This window comes from Nocardia sp. NPDC056000 (assembly GCF_042269265.1).
Lineage (GTDB): Bacteria > Actinomycetota > Actinomycetes > Mycobacteriales > Mycobacteriaceae > Nocardia.
Window position 1 is genome coordinate 136,588 of the sequence record NZ_JBHJXS010000001.1, and the last position, 18,616, is coordinate 155,203.

15 protein-coding genes are annotated in these 18,616 nt (G+C 67.4%); 10 read left to right on the forward strand and 5 right to left on the reverse strand.

Translation table 11 applies throughout. The features are described from left to right. The first annotated feature begins 250 nt into the window (after positions 1–250). The 5 genes from ACFC4D_RS00715 to ACFC4D_RS00735 all read left to right on the forward strand — a co-directional run bounded on the left by ACFC4D_RS00715 (position 251) and on the right by ACFC4D_RS00735 (position 6,859). Positions 251–1,780, forward strand: coding sequence for an aldehyde dehydrogenase family protein (locus ACFC4D_RS00715; protein ID WP_376061078.1), 1,530 nt, complete (start codon positions 251–253; stop codon positions 1,778–1,780). Between the two features lie 10 nt (positions 1,781–1,790). Continuing rightward, positions 1,791–2,804, forward strand: coding sequence for a hypothetical protein (locus ACFC4D_RS00720; protein ID WP_376061079.1), 1,014 nt, complete (start codon positions 1,791–1,793; stop codon positions 2,802–2,804). A gap of 16 nt (positions 2,805–2,820) precedes the next feature. Further along, the gene (locus ACFC4D_RS00725) at positions 2,821–5,187 is read left to right on the forward strand and encodes a GMC family oxidoreductase N-terminal domain-containing protein (protein ID WP_376061080.1); all 2,367 of its coding nucleotides are present in this window, start codon (positions 2,821–2,823) and stop codon (positions 5,185–5,187) included. A 227-nt stretch (positions 5,188–5,414) separates the two neighbouring features. Continuing rightward, positions 5,415–5,639 (forward strand): hypothetical protein, encoded by a 225-nt coding sequence (locus ACFC4D_RS00730; RefSeq protein WP_364634246.1) that lies wholly within the window; start codon positions 5,415–5,417, stop codon positions 5,637–5,639. Then, positions 5,636–6,859 carry a hypothetical protein gene (locus tag ACFC4D_RS00735; RefSeq protein WP_376061081.1) on the forward strand — a complete coding sequence of 408 codons (1,224 nt, stop codon included), beginning with the start codon at positions 5,636–5,638 and terminating at the stop codon, positions 6,857–6,859. The genes ACFC4D_RS00730 and ACFC4D_RS00735 overlap by 4 nt, the downstream gene beginning before the upstream one ends. A 22-nt stretch (positions 6,860–6,881) precedes the next feature. Here ACFC4D_RS00735 and ACFC4D_RS00740 read toward each other — a convergent pair whose 3' ends face one another. After that, positions 6,882–7,751 (reverse strand): NAD(P)-dependent oxidoreductase, encoded by an 870-nt coding sequence (locus ACFC4D_RS00740; protein ID WP_376061082.1) that lies wholly within the window; start codon positions 7,749–7,751, stop codon positions 6,882–6,884. A gap of 140 nt (positions 7,752–7,891) precedes the next feature. On the opposite strand from ACFC4D_RS00740, the gene ACFC4D_RS00745 reads away from it, so the two are divergent. Continuing rightward, on the forward strand, positions 7,892–8,275 hold the full coding sequence (locus tag ACFC4D_RS00745) for a helix-turn-helix domain-containing protein (protein ID WP_364634241.1): 384 nt from the start codon (positions 7,892–7,894) through the stop codon (positions 8,273–8,275). Here ACFC4D_RS00745 and ACFC4D_RS00750 read toward each other — a convergent pair whose 3' ends face one another. Together ACFC4D_RS00750 and ACFC4D_RS00755 are read right to left on the reverse strand one after the other, a co-directional pair. Next, positions 8,276–9,811 carry an FAD-dependent oxidoreductase gene (locus ACFC4D_RS00750; protein ID WP_376061083.1) on the reverse strand — a complete coding sequence of 512 codons (1,536 nt, stop codon included), beginning with the start codon at positions 9,809–9,811 and terminating at the stop codon, positions 8,276–8,278. Positions 9,812–10,001: 190 nt separating this feature from the next. After that, positions 10,002–11,081: a phospholipid scramblase-related protein gene (locus ACFC4D_RS00755; protein WP_376061084.1), complete on the reverse strand. Its 1,080-nt coding sequence runs from the start codon at positions 11,079–11,081 to the stop codon at positions 10,002–10,004. 177 nt (positions 11,082–11,258) lie between these two features. Here ACFC4D_RS00755 and ACFC4D_RS00760 point away from each other — a divergent pair, with 177 nt between their 5' ends. The 3 genes from ACFC4D_RS00760 (at position 11,259) to ACFC4D_RS00770 (ending at position 14,534) form a co-directional block, all read left to right on the forward strand. Further along, a complete protein-coding gene (locus ACFC4D_RS00760) occupies positions 11,259–12,476 on the forward strand; it encodes a hypothetical protein (RefSeq protein ID WP_376061085.1) in 1,218 nt (405 codons plus the stop codon). 144 nt (positions 12,477–12,620) lie between these two features. Beyond that, positions 12,621–13,970, forward strand: coding sequence for a M20/M25/M40 family metallo-hydrolase (locus ACFC4D_RS00765; protein ID WP_375967332.1), 1,350 nt, complete (start codon positions 12,621–12,623; stop codon positions 13,968–13,970). A 27-nt stretch (positions 13,971–13,997) separates the two neighbouring features. Further along, complete coding sequence (locus ACFC4D_RS00770) at positions 13,998–14,534, forward strand: YbhB/YbcL family Raf kinase inhibitor-like protein (protein WP_375967333.1); 537 nt, start codon at positions 13,998–14,000, stop codon at positions 14,532–14,534. A 75-nt stretch (positions 14,535–14,609) separates the two neighbouring features. Here ACFC4D_RS00770 and ACFC4D_RS00775 read toward each other — a convergent pair whose 3' ends face one another. Then, complete coding sequence (locus tag ACFC4D_RS00775) at positions 14,610–15,173, reverse strand: TetR/AcrR family transcriptional regulator (protein ID WP_376061086.1); 564 nt, start codon at positions 15,171–15,173, stop codon at positions 14,610–14,612. Positions 15,174–15,281: 108 nt separating this feature from the next. Between ACFC4D_RS00775 and ACFC4D_RS00780 the strand changes: the two genes are divergently transcribed. Next, a complete protein-coding gene (locus tag ACFC4D_RS00780; RefSeq protein WP_376061087.1) occupies positions 15,282–16,592 on the forward strand; it encodes a hypothetical protein in 1,311 nt (436 codons plus the stop codon). A gap of 49 nt (positions 16,593–16,641) precedes the next feature. Here ACFC4D_RS00780 and ACFC4D_RS00785 read toward each other — a convergent pair whose 3' ends face one another. Next, the gene (locus tag ACFC4D_RS00785; RefSeq protein WP_376061088.1) at positions 16,642–18,471 is read right to left on the reverse strand and encodes an AMP-dependent synthetase/ligase; all 1,830 of its coding nucleotides are present in this window, start codon (positions 18,469–18,471) and stop codon (positions 16,642–16,644) included. Positions 18,472–18,616: the final 145 nt, after the last annotated feature.

Consider the following 18,616-nt stretch of genomic DNA (forward strand, 5'->3'; position numbering starts at 1 on the left):
CGGTGCTGGGCCAGGTCCCCACCCCATAGCGGTGAGCGGCTGACGGTCGCACGCCGCCATCGAGTCTTCCGGACGCCCGGCGGCGACACGTCACACTAACTTTCGCCGACCCTCCGCTCCCGCCACCATCCGGGCAGAGCGGTTGGGATAGCCCACAGCCACTGTTGCCTAATTCGCCCGCATGGATATAGTGGTCTGACCACTTGGCCATCTGGCCAAGATCGAATCTCTGTGAACAGGCGGGATGCATATGACGCCCCTCGAGGAGGCGGTGCGGGATACGGCCGCTGATGGCGATATGCCCGGGTCGGCGACGGCGCAGGCGTTGATCGAGTCGGCTCGGGCCGCACAGCCCGGATGGGGTGCGCTCGGCGTCGAGGGCCGGGTGCGGGCGCTGTCCGGACTGCCGGGGCTGCTGCTGGCGGAGCTGGATCGGATCGCGGAGGTGATCAGCTCGGAGAACGGCAAGCCTCGAGTGGAAGCCATTGCGCACGAGGCGGTTCCGGCCATCGCACTGACTCGGCATCATCTGGAGAGCGCGGTCGCGACCCTGGGTCCGGCGAAGATCACCTCGGCCAGTGAGCCGCATCGCACGGGGTTGCGGCTGCATCATCCCTACGGGGTCGTGGTGGCCATCGCGCCGTGGAATCTGCCGTTCCTGATTCCGTTCAGTCAGGTGCTGCCCGCGCTGATCGCCGGGAACGCGGTGATCCTCAAGCCGTCCGAGCTGACCCCGCAGGTGGCGGCGGTGCTCGTGGAGGTGATCGAGCGCTGCGGACTGCCCGACGGGGTGCTCCAGCTCGCGGCCGGCGACGGATCGCTGGGCGCGGAACTGGTGGCCGCAGGACCGGACAAGGTGCTGTTCACCGGTTCGGTGGCCACCGGCCGCAAGGTGATGGCCGCGGCCGCGCGCTTCCCGATTCCGGTCGGGCTCGAATTGGGCGGGGTGGACGCGGCGGTCGTACTGGATGACGCGGATCTGGAATTCACCACCTCGGCGGTGGCCTGGGGCGCGACATTCAATGGCGGACAGGCGTGTTGCTCGATCGAGCGGGTACTGGTGCACCGGAATCTGCATGACGCGTTCGTGGTGCGACTGCGCGACAAACTGCGCCGCATCGACACCGGCCGTGATCTCGCACCCGCCATTGATCAACGGCAGCAGAATATTTGGCGGCAGCACGTGGACGCGGCGCGGGAGGCCGGGCTCACCGTGGACGGCGGGACCGTCCTGCCGGGCCGCCGCTACACACCCACCGTCATCACGGGCTCCGAGGTAACCGCATCGCAGGTGTGGCAGCAGGAGACCTTCGGCCCGGTGGTCGCCGTCGCCGCCTTCGATACCGATGAGCAGGCGATTGCCCTGCACAACGCCACCGACTACGGCCTGACCGCCAGCGTCTTCTCCGCCGATACCGCGCGCGCCCGAGCCCTGGGCGCACGCCTGCGCGCGGGTTCGGTGGCGATCAATGATGTTGCCGCCACCATGTATTCGACCCCCGAGTTCCCCTGGGGTGGTGTCGCCCGCTCCGGTTTCGGCCGCTCGCACGGCACCGATGCCCTGCTGGACGCGGCCTGGGTGCAGATCGTGGAATCCCCGCGCGGTCCGGCCTTCGGCCCCAAACGCCCCTGGTGGTACCCGTACGGCGTCGAACTGGAGGACGCCATGCGCGCGCTGGCCACAACCTTCGCCGAACCCCGGCCCATCGCCCGGCTGCGCGGTTACGGCCGCGCCGGACAGCAGCTGCTCGGCATGCTCAGCCGCACACCGAAACTCTGAGGGACACCGCATGATTGCCACCGAACAGAACGCGCCGCGGCTGCGGCCCGGCGCCGATCACGTCGAATCCTGGTTCATCCGGGCCAATGACCCGCGGTCACCGCGCGCGGTGTGGATCAAGGCCACCGTGCTCACCGGTAAGGACGGCACCGCGCTGGCACAGGCGTGGTGCAGTGTGTTCGACGGTGACCGGACCCGCGCCTGGTGCACCGACATTCCCCTGGACACAGCGCGATTCGAGGAGAACGCGCTCGGCCAGGCGATCACGGCCGGACCGCTGCGCATGCAGTTGACCGGTCGCGGCGGGGATTCCCAGGGCACCCTGGCCGACGACACCTCGACCATCACCTGGGATCTCGAATTCACCCGGGTTCCGGTGCTCGGGGCACCGCTGTCCATGCTGCCCTCGGATCGATTGCTGGACACCGGCTTTCCCAAGAACAAGCTGGTGACCCCGTTCCCGGTTGCCACCGTGACCGGATATCTGGACTGGGACGGCGAACGCTGGGATCTGCACGGCTGGCACGGTATGCAGGGCCACAACTGGGGCACCGAGCACAGTCCCGAATATGCCTGGGGCCACAGCATTTTCACCGAGACCGGCACCGACGCCCCGTTCGCGGTCATGGAGGGCGCGTCCGGGCGCACCCGCATCGGCGGCAAGGTCTCCCCGCTGCTGTCCATGCTGGTGATCCGCCGCGGCGACCAGGAATACCGTTTCGACCGCATCGCCGACCTGTGGCGGCAGCGCCCGCATCTGGATTTCCCGCGGTGGACGCTGCGCATGCGCGGACGTGACGGCACCGCCGAGGTGCGCATGCATGCCGATCCCGCGCAGATGGTGTGCCTGGCCTACCGCAATCCGGCGCGCGCCACCAGCTACTGCCTCAATTCCAAGACCGCGGCGGTATCGGTGCATGTGGCCCCGGTCAACGGCAATGCCTTCGAATTGCGCAGCGCGCACGGCGGCGCGCTGGAATTCCTTGCCTCGCAGCCGGTTCCGGCCGTACAACCCATCGTCTGAGCGAAAGTCCCGAACCATGCCTTTGACCTTCTTCGAGACCATGCGCGGCGAACTGCGGGACGCCGACGGTCAACTGCATCACGTCGCCATGGATCTGCGCTGTGAATCGGGGCGGGCACTGGGCTTCGTCACCAATGGCCGATCCCGCCTGACCGGCACCATTCGCGCACTGCCCTGGGTGGACGGCGCGGCCGTGACGGGCACCCTGGTGGCGCTGCCGGTGACCAAGCGGCTGATGGCCTACGAGGTGAGCTTCCGCGACGATGACGGGCGCGCGTGGCGGCTCAGCGGGCACAAGGATGTGCGCTGGTTGCGCCGTGCGCACGCGAGCCTGACCAACCTCGATGCCACGCTGTGGTGCGAGGATAGCGAAATCGCTTCGGGGCGAATGCAATTCTTCGCCAACGACTATCCGAGCTTCCTGCATTCGTTCCAGCCGTGGACCTCGCTGCGTGATGATCTGCCGGACGGCGGCAAACCCACCGGCGTCCTGACCGACGCGCAGCGCGCGACACTGCGCGCGGTCGCCGCCGCCCTGATCGAACCGGGTGGCGCGGTACCGCCGGTGGACGCGGGCACGGTCGATCGCGTCGATGAGTACATCGGCAATATGACCCCGATCATGCAGTCGGGCCTGCGGCTGGCGCTGCGCGGCCTGGACACCGCCGCGCGCGCTCGATATCGGCACGGGCTGGCCGCATTGGGGGAGACCGAGCGAGGGCGGTTCATCGAGTCCGCGCGCAAGCATCCGGCCCTGCAACATGCCGTGGCCGCGGTCGAAACACCGGTGCGGATAGCGCATTTCAGCGATCGCAGGTACCTCGACGCCATCGGCGCACCGAGCTATCGGGAACCGGTGCTCGAACGCGCACCCGGCTGGCTCGCCAATATGACCACTCCCGACGCGCTCCCGAGCCGGGATCTCATCGACTGCGATGTGGTGGTGATCGGCACCGGCGCGGGCGGTGCGGCGGTGGCGGCACGGCTCACCGAACAGGGCTTGGGCGTGGTCATGGTCGAGGAGGGCGATTACGCGCGCCGCGCCGAATTCCGCGGCGAACTGCACGATCGCACCCAGAAGTATTGGCGCGACGGCGGATACAACCTCGCGCTCGGCAATTCGGTGCTCGGGGTGAGCACCGGACGCCTGGTCGGCGGTACCACCGCCATCAATTCCGGCACCGCCTTCCGCACCCCCGACGCGGTGCTGCGGGAATGGCTCGACGCGGGTTTCCCGGGCGATTTCGAACCCGAGATCTTCCGTTCCTACCTGGACGAGGTCGCGAGCGAACTCGGTATCGCCCACGCCGATTCGCGCTATCTGGGCCGGGTCGCGGACATTATCGGCAAGGGCGCGGACGCGCTCGGGGCCGCGCACGGCCCGCTGCCGCGCAATGCGGCAGGCTGCGACGGTCAGGGCCAATGCGTGTACGGCTGTCCCACCGATGCCAAGCGCAGCAGCAATGTGAGCTGGGTGCCGCGCGCCCTGGAGGCCGGTGCGCAGCTGTACACCAATCTGACGGTCACCCGGATTCTGCTCAATGACCGGCAGGCGGTCGGTGTGCTCGCCGAAGGTCAGGACAGCCATGGCGCACCGCGCACGCTGGAGGTCCGGTCCCGCACGGTGGTGGTCGCCGCCGGCACGCTCATGACACCGCTGCTGTTGCGCCGCAATGGCATCGACCTGCCCGCCTTGGGCCGCAACCTGTCCGTGCATCCCTCACTCGGCGCGGTCGCGATGATGTCCACCCCGGGCACGCCGTGGTCCGGTATTCCGCAGGGCTATCACGTCACCGGCCTGGGCGATCCGCTGTGCACGTTCGAAGGGGTGTCCATCCCACCGCAATTCGCGGCCGGGGTGCTGCCGTTCCACGGTGCGCAGCTCACCGAATGGATGAACCGCTGGGCGTACACCGAGCAGTTCGGGGCCATGGTCCGCGATACCGGCAGCGGCAGTGTGCAACACGGCCCGGGCGGGCGAACGCTGTTGCGCTACACCGTGACTCCGCGCGTTCAGGCCGCCCTCCAGCATGCTTGCGCGGGCTTGGCCGAGCTGTTCCTGCACGGCGGTGCGGAGGCGGTGGCGCTGCCGATCGCGGGTATGCCACCCATTCGGACGCTGGAGCAGGCTCACGCGGTCGCCGAAACACCGCTCACACCACGGCAATTCCGCATGATGGGCCCGCATCCCCTGGGCACCGCCAGAATGGGCGGCGATGCACGCACCGCGGTCGTGGACTTCGAGAACCGGGTCTTCGGCACCAGGGGCCTGTACATCGCCGACGGTTCGGTGGTGCCCACCTCGCTGGGGGTCAACCCGCAGGTCACCATCATGGCGATGGCATTGCGCGCCGCGGATGCGATCGCCGCCGAACTGCGCTGAACACCAACGATTCTCGCATGCCCGCCCTGCTCGCCGGGCGGGCCGGTGAACTCGCATCGGCCCGTGCTCGGGATCGAGAGGGTGCTCGCGTGCTCGAGGACATCCCCGTTCACCCGCGGCCCCGGGCGATTCCGGCTCGTGCCGGGGGCTGGCGCGGTGGCGGCGATCTTGGTACACCTTGGGGGCGAGACCGGAGTGATCCGGGTCATTCGGGGACAAGGGGAGTCATGGTGGACGCCAAAGCCGAACTGGAGCGGGAATTGGGCGGGCCGCTGGCCGCGCTCGAACTGCTCACCGAGGCCGAAACCGCCGATCTGCTGGAGGTTTTCCGGCAGGCACAGCGCACCGAGACCGCGGACATGGTCGCCGCGGTCGACAAGACCGTCGGCGCGCTACCGTGGCCGCTGAGCACGGCGGCCAAGAAGATCATGTTCGGGAACAAGCTCGGATGAGCGATCTGGTCACCCGCGCGCAGATCACCCTGCTGTCTCGGACATTGCATGTGCCCGAGGAGCGCCTGACGCATCTCGAGCGATTGGGCGCGCAACACCTGCACGAATTGCAGGAGGCCATGGCGAAAGTCATGTTCGCCCAGCACAATCAGACCTTCTCCCGGCTGAGCATGCTGGTGCCGGTCATTCCGTTGAGCATTTCGCTGCCGCTGGTGCAGCGCCTGGTGCCCGCCCTCATCGCCGGGCGCGCGGCCGGGGCGATCGGGGTGGACCATCCGCGCAAGGCCGCCGAGGCGCTCACCATTCTCAGCCCCGGCTATGCCGCCGACGGTGCGCCGTATATGGATCCGCACGCGGTCGGTCAGCTCGCCGATTACGCACCGCCCGAACCGGTGGTGCGGATCGTCAACGAGATCCTGCGCCGCCGCGACTACGTGACGGCCGGACCGTTCCTGGCCTATGCCACACCGACATTGATCGCGGCGGTCGAGCAGGGCGCTCACGATGACGAGGGCCTGATCCGCTCGGCCGCCTACGCCTACTCCGGCGAGAGCATCTCCATGGTGGTGCGGCATCTGCTCAATGGAAACCTACAGCGGGTTCCCAAACTGGTGCGCACCATCCTGGGCGGCTCGGCCGAACTCCAATTGGCGGCGGTCTCGGTGTTCTCGCGCTGCGACGCCGATGTCATCGTGGGTATCGGCGACATTCTGTTCGATGAGGGTTCGACGGAGGACATCGGCGCGCTCATTCGCGCCTTCGTCACCGCCGGGGTGGTGCCCGAGACGATGCGGTTCGTCGGACAGCTCAGCCCCTCGGCCCTGGATCGGCTCGCCGCCAATCCGGCTGTGGCCGAACCCGAGTCCATCGACGCGTTCACCGCGGCGATCGATATCGACAGCGATGCCGCGGTATGGCGGGGCCTGCTGGAGTTGGCCGACCGCACACCCGCTCCGGCCACGCGCCGGATCGGCGGCAATCTGTCCCGCCTGGAGGGAGCACTGCTGGCCCGGCTTCCGGCGGTGCTCACCGCCGCGGACCTGTGGACGCCACTGCTGCGTATCCTCGCGGTCGCCGAACCCGATGCCCAATCGCGGATCGGCGAGGTGTGGTCCGCGCTGGAGGATTCCGAACGTGGCGCGCTGGAGCAGCGCATCGCCGACCTTCAGTTGGGTGAACAGCTTTCGGCACTGGCTGCCACCTTGCGGATCACACACTGACCGATACCGGACTACTTGGCGCTCAGCGCAATTCCTCGATGGTGCGGGCGAAGGCGAGGTTGCCGTGTCCGGCCCGGACCTGGCGATCCACCAGGGTGGCAATCGGTTCCAGCAGGTCCGGGGCGATCCCGGCGTCCTTGCTGGCGCGCACGATGGCATCGAGCGCGGACTTCTGGAAGGCGAGGTGCTGAACCTCCGCCGCGTACGTTCCCGCATCGATGGCCGCGCCGTAGGCGGGCAGGCCCTGCACCATGGCGGACAGGAACGGCACGGCCCGCGCCGCGAATTCGGTGGCGGTCAGACCGCCCGTGCCCGCCATCGCCGCACCGTGGAAGAACCCGGCGAACATCTGATACATGCTCGCCAGCAATGCGAAATCATTGAGCGCCGCCGCACCGGCGTCGTCGCCGAAGTACTCGGCGGAGCCCATCAGTTCGAGCATGCCGCGATTCGTGTCGAACACTTCGCGCCCGCCGCTGTAGAAGATCGCCGAACCCGGTGTGCCGATCATGGATGGAATCGCCATGATGCCGCCGTCGAGGAATTCGATGTCGTGCCGTGCCGCCCACTGCGCAAGTTCGCGTGATTCCTCGGGTGCGGTGCTGGTCAGGTTGACCCACTGCCGTCCGGTGAGCCGCGCGGCGACCGGATCGAGCTGTTCGTGCACCGAGGCGTGATCGAGCAGCACGCTGATGATCAGACCGTCACCACTGATCGCCTCGGCCACCGACCCGGCGCGCACCGCACCGGCGTCGACCAGGTCGATATCCTTGCCCGCGGACCGATTCCACACCGTGGTCGGCACCCCGGCTTTCACGAATACCGCCGCCAGCGCCTGACCCATCGCGCCCAGGCCGAGCACGATCACCGGGGTGTGCTGATTGTTCGTCATTGGGACTACTCCTTCGATTCCGGCTGAAGTGATCGGCGCGCGCTGGAATCGAGATTGCCCGCGGTGACGTTGGGCAACAAGTACGCACTATTTTCTCGGACACGTACCGAAAGGTGTGTATCCAGCTAGTGAGGACGGGCATGAGCGAAAAGAGATCGGGACCATACTTCTGCGGTATCGACGCCGCCATGGATGTCATCGGCGGCAAATGGAAAGTCCTGATCCTGTGGGAGCTGCACGAGCACGGCGTCCGCCGCTTCGGTGAACTGCGCAGGGGACTGCCCGGCGTCTCGGAGAAAATGCTCGGCCAGCATCTGCGCGAGCTCGCGGAGGACGGCATCATCCACCGCGAGCTCTACCCGGAAATCCCGCCCCGCGTGGACTATTCGCTCACCGAGGAGGGCGTGGCCCTGAACACCGCCCTGAACGCACTGGGCGCGTGGGGCTCACGCCGCATCACCCGCATCGGCGCGACCCGCGTCCACGCACCCCAGCTCGGTGCGGATCACCCGGCGCTGGCTTAGCTACGCATCTCGCTCGGCGGGGCCGAACCAGCGGCTCAGGGCCTCCTTCAACCCGGCCATGTCGGAAGTGTCGGCCGCCCAGGCGACGACACCGTCCGGGCGCGCCAGCAGCGCGGAAACGCTTTGGGGCTGAGCGGGTTTGGCGGTGACGACGCGCACTCGGTGCGGCCATGCGGCGGCCACCTCGCGGAGTGCGGGGGAGTCGTTCAGGTCGAGCAGGACCCCGGTGCCGTCGGCGAAGTATTCGCCGAGCCGGGTGCCGTCGGCCAGCTCCAGATCGGGCGCGACCGCGCCGACCAGGGGATGCGTACCGCCCAGGTCGTAGCGGTGCAGGACGCCGGAGATGCGTTTGAAGATCTCGGTGGCCCCGTCCTTGGTGCCGAGCAGATCGGTCATGACCGCGCGCAGGGCGCGGCTGCGCGGATCGGTGCGCATGACGGCGATCTGCGCGCGAGTCCATTCCAGCACCCAGGCGCCGATCGGATGGCGTTCGGTCGTGTAGGTGTCGAGCAGATCCGCCGGGGCCCAGCCGCGAACCACGGCCGCGAGCTTCCAGCCCAGGTTGAGGGCATCGCCGATACCGAGGTTCAGGCCCTGGCCGCCGAAGGGTGAATGTACGTGCGCGGCATCACCTGCCAGCAGGACCCGCCCCTTGCGGTAGTCGGGGACCTGGCGGGTGTTGTCGGTGAAGCGGGTCGCGGAAATGACCTTGGTGATATGGACTTCCACGCCAGTGACCTTGCGGAAGCTCTCCTCCAGCTCCGCGGCGGTGATGGGTGCGTCGCGGTCGGCGGGCGGGCCGTCGAGTTCGACGGTCAGGAACCGGCCGGGGGTGGGGCCGTAGACGTAGATGCCGCCGGGGGTGTCGTGCCAGCCGGGCCGAACCTGTTCCGCGCCGGTCATTTCCACCACGGCCTGCCGGCCGGTGATCTCCGGGTCCACGCCCGGGAACTCGAAGCCCGCGAGCTTGCGCACGATGCTGCGGCCGCCATCGCAGCCGACCAGCCAGCCCGCGCGCACGGTGCGATCACCGGTGTTCACGGTGACGCCGATACCGTCGTCCTCGAATCCGCTCACCGCTACTTCACGCCGGATCTCCACGCCCAGTTCGGTCGCGCGGCGCGCCAGAATCGTTTCGATGCCCTGCTGGGAGATGAACCAGGCCGCGGCGGCCGGGCCCGCGTTTGCGAAGACCGGATCGTCGAGATCGATTGCGCCGCCGTCGAGTTGGATGCCCGCGAAGTGTCCGGGCACGAAGCGTTTCCCGGCGGGCGGCTCCCCGATCCCGGCGCTGCGCCGGAAGGCGGCGAACTGAGCCATGGTGGCCTCATGCTGTTCCATCAGCTCGGGCAGGAATCCGCGCCGGTACAGCGCCTGCGCGGTGGGCACGTTGATCGCGCCCGCCTTCAGGGTCGGATCCATCTCGGCGAGCCGCTCCAGCACCAGCACATCCACGCCCGCCAGTCGCAACTCGCACGCCAGCATGAGCCCGACCGGTCCGGCTCCGACAATCACCACATCGCGTGTCTCGTTCATGAGAATCACTGTGCCGAGCCTCGATTACCGCGCCCTTGCGCTGTCTTGCGTACCGCTTGCGCCCGCATGAGAGGAGGCTGTGCCGCTCATGCGCGGACCTCGCACACCGCAAACAACGCGGGTCGCGCACCATATGGCGCGCGACCCGGAGGCGGTTGGGACGCCGTGCTGACGGCGCGGCGAGGCCGGATCAGCCCCAGCCGCGCGAATCCTGTTTGAGCGCGGTGTCGATGGCCAGGCCCGAGGCCACCACCATGGACAGCAGCGGCTGCGGCAGCTGTCGGTGAATCTGCACAACATAGTTGTCGGCGGTGGTGAACATGTTCTTGAGCAGGCCCTCCCACGTCTTGGTGATGCGGGCGACCTCCTGACCGGTGTGATCGTGGATCATGAAGTTCCAGGCGCGCCAGTTCTCGGCCCGAATCCCGCCGATTTGCTGACCGTTCACCACAAAGGAGAAGTTGATCTTGCCGATCATGTTCTCCTGGATGATCTCCCCGATCGGCGCACCATTGCCGTGCTCGATCACGAAGCGCGACTTGAAGACCTTCGCCGGGCGCGTCACGCGCAGCACCGTCTGGCCCTGACCGTCGCGGATCTCCAGCTTGTGCGTCATGAACTGGTCATAGCTGGACATGAAACGCACGGCCTTCTTGAGCGCGCTCTGCCCGACCTCCACCACCGCGCCGATCTGACGGCCCTGCTGGTCGAAAACGGCGTACTCATTGGCCATTTCGATGAGCTTGACCTTCTGGTTCACCACCAGGATCGGCTCGGTGAACACGGTGCCGCCACCGGCCTGGGTCGCGCCCACGCCGGCCTGCTGCTGCACCTGGCGCTGGATCGCGGCGGGATCGTGAGCGCCGCCGATATCGAATTCCAGGGCGTGCGCGTCACTGGGCTGCTGGTACTGCTGCTGGCCGTATTGCCCCTGGTGCGGCTGCTGGCCGTACTGCTGACCCGAATACTGCTGTCCCTGCTGGGCATACTGCTGCCCCTGCGACTGCTGACCTTGCTGGGCGTACTGCTGACCCTGCGGCTGCTGACCCTGTTGGGCGTACTGCTGGCCCTGCTTGCCGTAGCCCTGCTGATCCTGCTGTCCGTACTGCTGTTGGCTACCCGTTTGCTGGCTCTGCTGCGGTTGCGCCTGCTGCTGCGGTTGCGCCGATTGTTGCTGCGGCTGGGTGTGATTGGTCCATTGACTACCGTCCCACCAGCGCAAAACGGTGGATCCTGGACTCTCGGGGTACCACCCCGCGGGATGACTCATGGCCGCATCCTAACGGGGGTCTGTGAGTCTGCACTGTTTGCGGTTTTCGTCGTATCTGCCCGCCTATGATGGGCGGTCGAACACGGCGGGTCCGGACACGGACGCCGCAGGACGGGGAAACATGTCTGCCACAGTCGATTTCGCCTATGGCGGAAGACCCGCGACCCGGTGCGGCCTATGACCGATCTGGTCACCCGCGCCCAGTTGGTGCTCCTGGCAAGGACCCTGCACGTCCCGGTCGAACGCGTCGAACATCTGGAGCGACTCGGCGCGCACCGGCTCAACGAACTCCAGCAGCGCATGTCGGGTGCGTTGTTCGACCAGCACACACCGGTTTTCGAGCGGATCAGCTCACTGGTGCCGATCATTCCGCTCAGTATTTCACTGCCCATCGTGCAGCGCCTGGTGCCACCCACCATGACCGGGCGCGCGGCGGGGGCCGTCGGCGTCCAGCATCCGCGCAAGGCCGTGGACGCGCTACTGCGGCTCAGCACCGAATACGCCGCCGATTGCGCACCGTATCTGGATCCGCGCACCGTGGGACAGCTCGCCGATGACGCACCCACCGAACCGGTGATAGCGATCGTCAATGAACTGCTGCGGCGGCGCGACTACATCACCGCCGGGCCGTTCCTGGCCTATGCCACACCGGAATTGGTGCGCGCGGTCGAGGAGGGCGTCCCCGATGACGAGGGACTGATCCGCTCGGCCGCCTACGCCTATTCCGGGGAGAGCATCAGTGCCATTGTGCGGCAACTGCTCTCGGGCCCCGGTGATCGCATTCCGGCGCTGCTCGGCACGGTCATCGACGGTTCCAAGGAGTTGCGACTGGCGGCGCTGTCGGTCTTCGCGCGCTGCGCTCCCGATGTCATCGCCGCGGTCGGCGATATCCTCTTCGAGGTCGCGCCGCCCTCTGCCATCGCGGATCTGCTCACCAGCTTCCTGGCCGCGGGCGCCACCGATGACCTGCTGCGTTTCGCCGGGCAATTGAGCCCGCAGGCATTGACCAAACTCGCGTTCAACCCGGTCGTCGCCGAAACCGCCGAAACATTGGTCGCGGCCCTGGACGGCAGCAGTGAGCTGGCCCTGTGGCGCGGGGTGCTCGAGCCGCTGGCCCGCACGCACGCCGAGGTGCGCCGCCGCGCAGGCACCCAGCTCGCCGAACTCGATGCCTCGACGCTGATCATGCTCCCCGCCATCGCCCAGGCCGCCCGGCTCTGGGCACCCCTGCTGTGGGTGCTGGCCGCCACCGATGTCGACGTGCAGGCTCGCATCGGCGAACTCTGGGCCTCCGCCACCCGCCTGGATCCCGAGATTCTCGAACGCCGCATCGCCGATCAGCGCCTGGAATCACTGCTGGCGACCCTGACCATGACCCTGCGCGTATTGCGCTGACCACTCGGCACAGTGCCCGGCGCGGGGAAAGGGTTGGGCGAGGGCTGATTTCAATCGCGCCCGATACACCTCACCTGCGCGGCGCGGGGTCCGAGGCGATGGTGCGCGGCGGCGGGGGTGTGCGGAGATGGTAGGAAAGGGGACGTGTCCGAAACTGGCGAACTTCGCACGTCCCGCGCCGTCTCGGAGGTGGTGGACCTGGTCAGCACGCTGATCCGGTTCGACACCTCCAATACCGGCGAACTCGAGACCACCAAGGGTGAGCGCGAATGCGCGCAATGGGTGGCCGATCAACTGCATCAGGCGGGCTACACCACCGAGTACGTGGAATCCGGCGCGCCCGGGCGCGGCAATGTGTTCGCGCGGTTGAAGGGCGCGGACTCGAGCCGCGGCGCGCTCATGATGCACGGGCACCTCGATGTGGTGCCCGCACAGGCCGAGGACTGGAGCGTGCACCCGTTCTCCGGCGCGATCCGCGACGGCTATGTGTGGGGCCGCGGGGCCATCGATATGAAGGATATGGTCGGCATGATGCTGGCCGTGGCCCGGCAGTTCAAGATCGAGGGCACGGTGCCGCCGCGCGATATCGTGTTCGCCTTCCTGGCCGATGAGGAGAACGGCGGGCGCTGGGGTTCACAGTGGCTGGCCGATAATCGGCCCGATCTGTTCGCCGGGGTCACCGAGGCGGTCGGCGAGGTCGGCGGATTCTCGCTCACCGTACCGCGACCCGATGGCACCGAACGGCGGTTGTACCTGGTCGAGACCGCGGAGAAAGGTCTGGGCTGGATGCGGTTGCGCGCCAAGGCGCGCGCGGGACACGGCTCGTTCCTGCACGAGGACAACGCGGTCACCATTCTCGCGCAGGCGGTGGCGCGCCTGGGCACGCATACCTTCCCGCTGGTGGTCTCGGATTCGGTGGCCGAATTCCTGGCCGCGGTCGCCGAGGAGTCCGGCCTGCAATTCGATCCGGCCAGTCCCGATATCGAGGGCCAGCTCGCCAAGCTCGGCACCATCTCGCGCATTATCGGTGCGACACTGCGGGATACGGCCAACCCGACCATGTTGCAGGCGGGCTACAAGGCCAATGTCATTCCGCAGACCGCCGAGGCCGTGGTCGACTGCCGCGTGGTGCCGGGGCGGCAGGCCGAGTTCGAGAAGGAGGTCGACGCGCTCATCGGCCCCGATGTCGAACGCGAGTGGATCACCAAACTCGACTCGTATGAAACGACTTTCGACGGTCACCTGGTCGACGCCATGAACGCCGCCATTCTCGCGCATGACCCGCAGGGCCGCACCGTGCCCTATATGCTCTCCGGCGGTACCGACGCGAAAGCGTTCGCGCGCTTGGGAATTCGCTGCTTCGGCTTCGCGCCGCTGCAATTGCCGCCGGACCTGGATTTCAGCGCGCTGTTCCACGGCGTGGACGAGCGCGTCCCGGTGGCGGCGCTGGAATTCGGTGCGAGCGTGCTGGAACACTTCCTCCTGAACTGCTGATCAGCCCCGCGATCGAAAGGACGGCCCGTGCCCGACTACTCCTACAATCCCTACGCTCCGCTGCCGCAACTGCCCGAATTCACCGTCACCTCCGGCGATATCACCGAGGGCGAGCCGCTGCACCTGGATCAGGTCAGCGCGCTGGGCGGCGCGGGCGGCAAGGACATCTCCCCGCAGCTGAGCTGGTCCGGATTCCCCGCGGAGACCAAGAGTTTCACCGTCACCGTGTACGACCCGGACGCGCCGACCGCCTCGGGCTTCTGGCACTGGGTGGTCGCCAATATCCCCGCGACCACCACCGGTCTGGAGACCGGACAGGGCAGCAAGGGCGGCAGCCTGCCCGAGGGCGCGGTCGTACTGCGCAATGACGCGGGGCTGCACGAGTACACCGGCGCGTTCCCGCCCGCCGGGCACGGCCCGCACCGGTACTTCGTGGTGGTGCACGCGGTCGGGGTGGACAAGCTCGAGGTCGATGAGAGCGCCTCGCCCGCCTACCTGGGGTTCAACCTGTTCCTCAACGCCATCGGGCGCGCGACGCTGATCGGCACGCACGAGCAGAAGTAGTCACCAGGCTGTATTCGACTGTGGCCCCGAGCGATTCGCTCGGGGCCACAGCTTTTCCGTATATGTAGAGCAGATTCAGGGGGTCGGGTTCGAAAGTGCCGCCAGGGCTTGGATTCCGGCGGTGAGTTCCTCGGCGGTGGGGGTGTTGTCCGGGTCGATGAGGGCCTGGGCAAGTAGGCCGCCGATCAGGGTTTGCACGATGGCGCCGATACGAGGGTCGTTGTCGCCCAGGGCTTCCGAGAGTCCCGCGCGGGCGCGGACCTGGGCGGCGCCGATCTCGGTGCGCAGTTCGGGGGAGTGCAGGGCCTGCGCCATGCTCTCGACATTGGCCGACCACACCGCGCGGTCGGCGCCGAAGGATTCGATGAGCTTGCGCCAGAAGGTAGTCAGGCGTTCGCCCGTGTCCAGGTCGTCGTCATCGGGCAGGGAGTCGAGTACCCGGGTCACCGATTCGCCCGTGGATTCGAGCATCGCCTGATTGAGCAGCTGGTCGCGGGTGCCGAAGTGGTAGTTGATGGCAGCCAGATTGGTGCCGGAGGCGGCCACGATATCGCGCACGGTGGTGCGCGCCAGGCCGCGTTCGGCCAGGCACTTCTTGGCTCCGGCGAGCAGATCTTCTCGGGTTCCCACGATGCGCATCCTAACAGCGTGTTTGTGACAACTGTTTCAAACACACGTTTGTGACAATTGTTTGAAACGTGTGTATGGTCGATTTCGCCAGGTCCACCGCAGGAAAGTCGGAAGCACATGACCACACAGCGCCCACTGTCCCCGTTCGAGATCGGCTACTTCGGCGAGAACACGCATCTGGGTAGCGTGCCCATCGGCGGTATGCCGCTGTTCATCGGCAGCACCGTGCGCGGGGAGATCGATCCCGCGGCATTGCGTGCGACGCTCACCGAACTCGCCGCCCTGCATCCTCTGCTGCGCGCTCGAGTCGTCATCGGCGGCGACGGGGTGCAGCGCTTCGAACTCGATGACGACTACCGGCCGAGCGTCACCGTCAGCCCCGGGGGTGCGCAGGCGTATCGGACGCTGGTGAACTCGCGGCAAGAATGGGGCACAGGGCTTTTCCGCGCGGAACTACTGCGTGAAGGCGAGTTCACGCGGGTCGTATTGGTGCTGCATCACGGTATCTCCGACGGCCGCTCGGTGTTTCCGCTCTTGGACGAGATGTGGCGGCGCTACACCGCGCGGGTGACGGGATCGCCACTGCCGCAACCGGAATGGAACTACGAGTTGCCCGCCGGGGTCGATACCCAACTGGCGGCGCTGATCAGTGATGCCGAGGTCGACGCGTTCGTGGCCATGATGCGCGCGGGCGCGATGGCCATGGATCCGGCGGCCGCTCCGGTGCATCTGCCGATCGACGGGCAGCCCGGGGGAGACCCGAACGGCAGGCTCGCGGTCCGGCGCATCGAAGTGGATGCCGATCAGACCGCCGCACTGGTGGCGACCGCACGCGCACAGGGGTTTTCGATGAACAGCCTGCTCGCCGGGGCGGCCATGGCGGCGGTGCGGACCGAGTTCGCGCCCGAGGCCGGGACGCTGCCGATGATGTGCGGGCATGCGGTGGATCTGCGCCCGGATCTGGTGCCGGTGGTGTCCGCCTCGACCCTGCTCAATTGCGCGGCCGGTTCCGGAACACCGGTATCGGCGGCCGCGGATTCCGATCCGATCGACCTGGCGCATGCCGTCGCCGCGGGTATGAAAGACTCGGCGCAACTGCGTTTTCCGGCGATGTTCATGCGCGCCTCCCAGCGTGAACTCGACGCGGTGACCGCCGCGCTGTTCGATGCCCCGCCCACCCTGGCGCTGTCCAATATCGGCCGGGTACCGGCACATTCGCTGCCCGCGACACTGGAGTTCGTGCGCGATGAGGTGTTCGCCATGGCCCCGGGCATGCCGCCGAAGATGACCATTTTCACCGTCGACGGCCGCCTCACCATTCAGGTCGAGTACGACACGGCCGAGCACAGCCACGAGCAGATGCAACGGATCAGCGCCGCGATGACGCTGCAATTGCGGCGAGCGGGAGTGACCGCCGCCCGCGTCTGACATGACCGTGGCCCCGGATGAATCATCCGGGGCCACAGCGTTTTCCAGCTCAGGACAGGTTTACGACATTGTCCGGTGCGGGGGAGGTGTACAGCGCGGCGATATCGGCCGCGTACTTGGTGTTGATCGGGCTCCGCTTGAGTTTGAGGGTCGGGGTGAGTTCGTCACCGCCGGGCTCCCAGCCCGCGTCGAGCACGATGAAACGCTTGATCTGTTCCACGCGTGAGAGTTTGGCGTTGGCGGTGGTGACCGCCGCCTTGATCTCGTCGAGGATTTCCGGGCGCACGGCCAGGGTCTTCAGATCGGCGTCGGGGGTGCCGAGCGCCTTGGCGCGCACCACCGCGGTATCGGGATCGAGCACGATGAGCGCGGCGATGTACGGCTTGGCGTCACCGATCGCCACCACCTGACCGACCAGCGAGGACGCCGCCTTCACGGTGTTCTCGATATTGGTGGGAGACAGGTTCTTTCCCGCCTCGTTGATGATGAGTTCCTTCTTGCGGTCCACGATGGTGATGTAGCCGTCACCGTCGATGGTGGCCACGTCACCGGTGTGCAGCCAGCCGTCGGCGTCGATGGCCTCGGCGGTCTTATCGGCCATCTTGCGGTAGCCATGCGTGACGATGGCCCCGCGCAGCAGCAGCTCGCCGTCCTCGCCGAGGCGAACCTCGGTGTCCTGCATGGGGATTCCCACGGTGCCCGGCTTGGGCTTGGCCAGCGGGGTGTAGGTGCCCACGCCGGAGGTCTCCGACATGCCCCATACCTCGGTGACCACGAAACCCAGTCCGAGCATGTACTCGAGGGTTTCCGGCGGGATGGCCGCCGCACCCGAGGCCGCGACCTTGAGTTCGTCGAATCCCAAGGTGTGCCGCAGTTTCGACAGCACCAGGGCATCGGCCAGCTTGTGCTGCACATCGAGCAGCAGGCCGCGACCGTTGCCGGACAGGTCCGCGCGCGCGGCTTCCACACCGACGCCGATGGCCCAATTCGCCAGCGCCTTCTTCACGCCGCTGGGTTCGGTGGCGAGCTTGGCGTCGATACCGGCCTTGATCTTCTGCCACACGCGCGGCACACCGAAGAACGCGGTGGGGCGGGCGTCGGGCAGGGCGGCGGCGATCTCGCGCGGATCGGGCACGGTGGTCATCTGCACGCCGGTGAACAGGTTGGCGCAGTGTCCCGAAATGCGGTCCGCCACATGGGCGGCGGGCAGATACGACACCGAGCGGTCATCCAGGCCGACCACGAGCGGGCCGTTGACGAGTCCGACGATCTGGGCGACCACATTGCGATGGGTCAGCTCCACGCCCTTGGACGGGCCGGTGGTGCCGGAGGTGTAGATCAGCGTCGCCAGATCCTCGGCCTTGACCGCGCGCCAGGTGGCGTCGAAGTCGAAATCGGCGGCCGGTGCGGCCTCCACCTCGGCGAGGGTCTTGGTGCCCGCGGCCGAACCCTCCACCAGCACAATGTGTTCGATCTCCACACCGGCTCCGCGCACCGCGTCCAGGAACGCCGGTTCGGTGATGACGACCTTGTTCTCGGCATTGGTGAACAGATGCGCGATCTGCTCGGGCGAGCTGGTGTTGTAGATCGAGAACGGCGTCGCGCCCAGGTGCAGCGCCGCGGTGTCGACGAGATTGAACTCGGGCCGGTTGGTCAGCATGATGCCGACGGTGTCGCCGTGCCCGACCCCCAGCCCCGCCAGTCCGGCGGCAATGCCGCGCACCCGCTCCCCGTACTCTCGCCAGCTGATCTCAGTGGTTCCCCCCACCGTCCTGATCGCGATCTGCTCCGGACGCAATGTCAGCGTCTCCTGAAACGCCTCCGGAATCGTGTAGACCGTTTTGCCCGATTTGTGCGGATAGCCGATGTCTGTCGTCATAACCCTTTTCCGATTGCCTCTCGCTTACACCGCCACACGCGCACCCATCCGACCTGCGCGAACCCGACGTCCCGAGAGAACACCCACCGATCACGCGATGGCCGCACGCTCATCTGTGGCGCGGCTCACTCAGCTTAGCCAGAAA

Excerpts from the sequence above, each read along its gene's own strand:
- ACFC4D_RS00735 (WP_376061081.1), top strand. The coding sequence starts at position 5,636 with ATGAGCGATCTGGTCACCCGCGCGCAGATCACCCTGCTGTCTCGGACA.
- ACFC4D_RS00725 (WP_376061080.1), top strand. The coding sequence starts at position 2,821 with ATGCCTTTGACCTTCTTCGAGACCATGCGCGGCGAACTGCGGGACGCC.
- ACFC4D_RS00715 (WP_376061078.1), top strand. The coding sequence starts at position 251 with ATGACGCCCCTCGAGGAGGCGGTGCGGGATACGGCCGCTGATGGCGAT.
- ACFC4D_RS00760 (WP_376061085.1), top strand. The coding sequence starts at position 11,259 with ATGACCGATCTGGTCACCCGCGCCCAGTTGGTGCTCCTGGCAAGGACC.
- ACFC4D_RS00785 (WP_376061088.1), bottom strand. The coding sequence starts at position 18,471 with ATGACGACAGACATCGGCTATCCGCACAAATCGGGCAAAACGGTCTAC.
- ACFC4D_RS00750 (WP_376061083.1), bottom strand. The coding sequence starts at position 9,811 with ATGAACGAGACACGCGATGTGGTGATTGTCGGAGCCGGACCGGTCGGG.
- ACFC4D_RS00730 (WP_364634246.1), top strand. The coding sequence starts at position 5,415 with ATGGTGGACGCCAAAGCCGAACTGGAGCGGGAATTGGGCGGGCCGCTG.
- ACFC4D_RS00780 (WP_376061087.1), top strand. The coding sequence starts at position 15,282 with ATGACCACACAGCGCCCACTGTCCCCGTTCGAGATCGGCTACTTCGGC.
- ACFC4D_RS00775 (WP_376061086.1), bottom strand. The coding sequence starts at position 15,173 with ATGCGCATCGTGGGAACCCGAGAAGATCTGCTCGCCGGAGCCAAGAAG.
- ACFC4D_RS00745 (WP_364634241.1), top strand. The coding sequence starts at position 7,892 with ATGAGCGAAAAGAGATCGGGACCATACTTCTGCGGTATCGACGCCGCC.
- ACFC4D_RS00755 (WP_376061084.1), bottom strand. The coding sequence starts at position 11,081 with ATGAGTCATCCCGCGGGGTGGTACCCCGAGAGTCCAGGATCCACCGTT.
- ACFC4D_RS00740 (WP_376061082.1), bottom strand. The coding sequence starts at position 7,751 with ATGACGAACAATCAGCACACCCCGGTGATCGTGCTCGGCCTGGGCGCG.
- ACFC4D_RS00720 (WP_376061079.1), top strand. The coding sequence starts at position 1,791 with ATGATTGCCACCGAACAGAACGCGCCGCGGCTGCGGCCCGGCGCCGAT.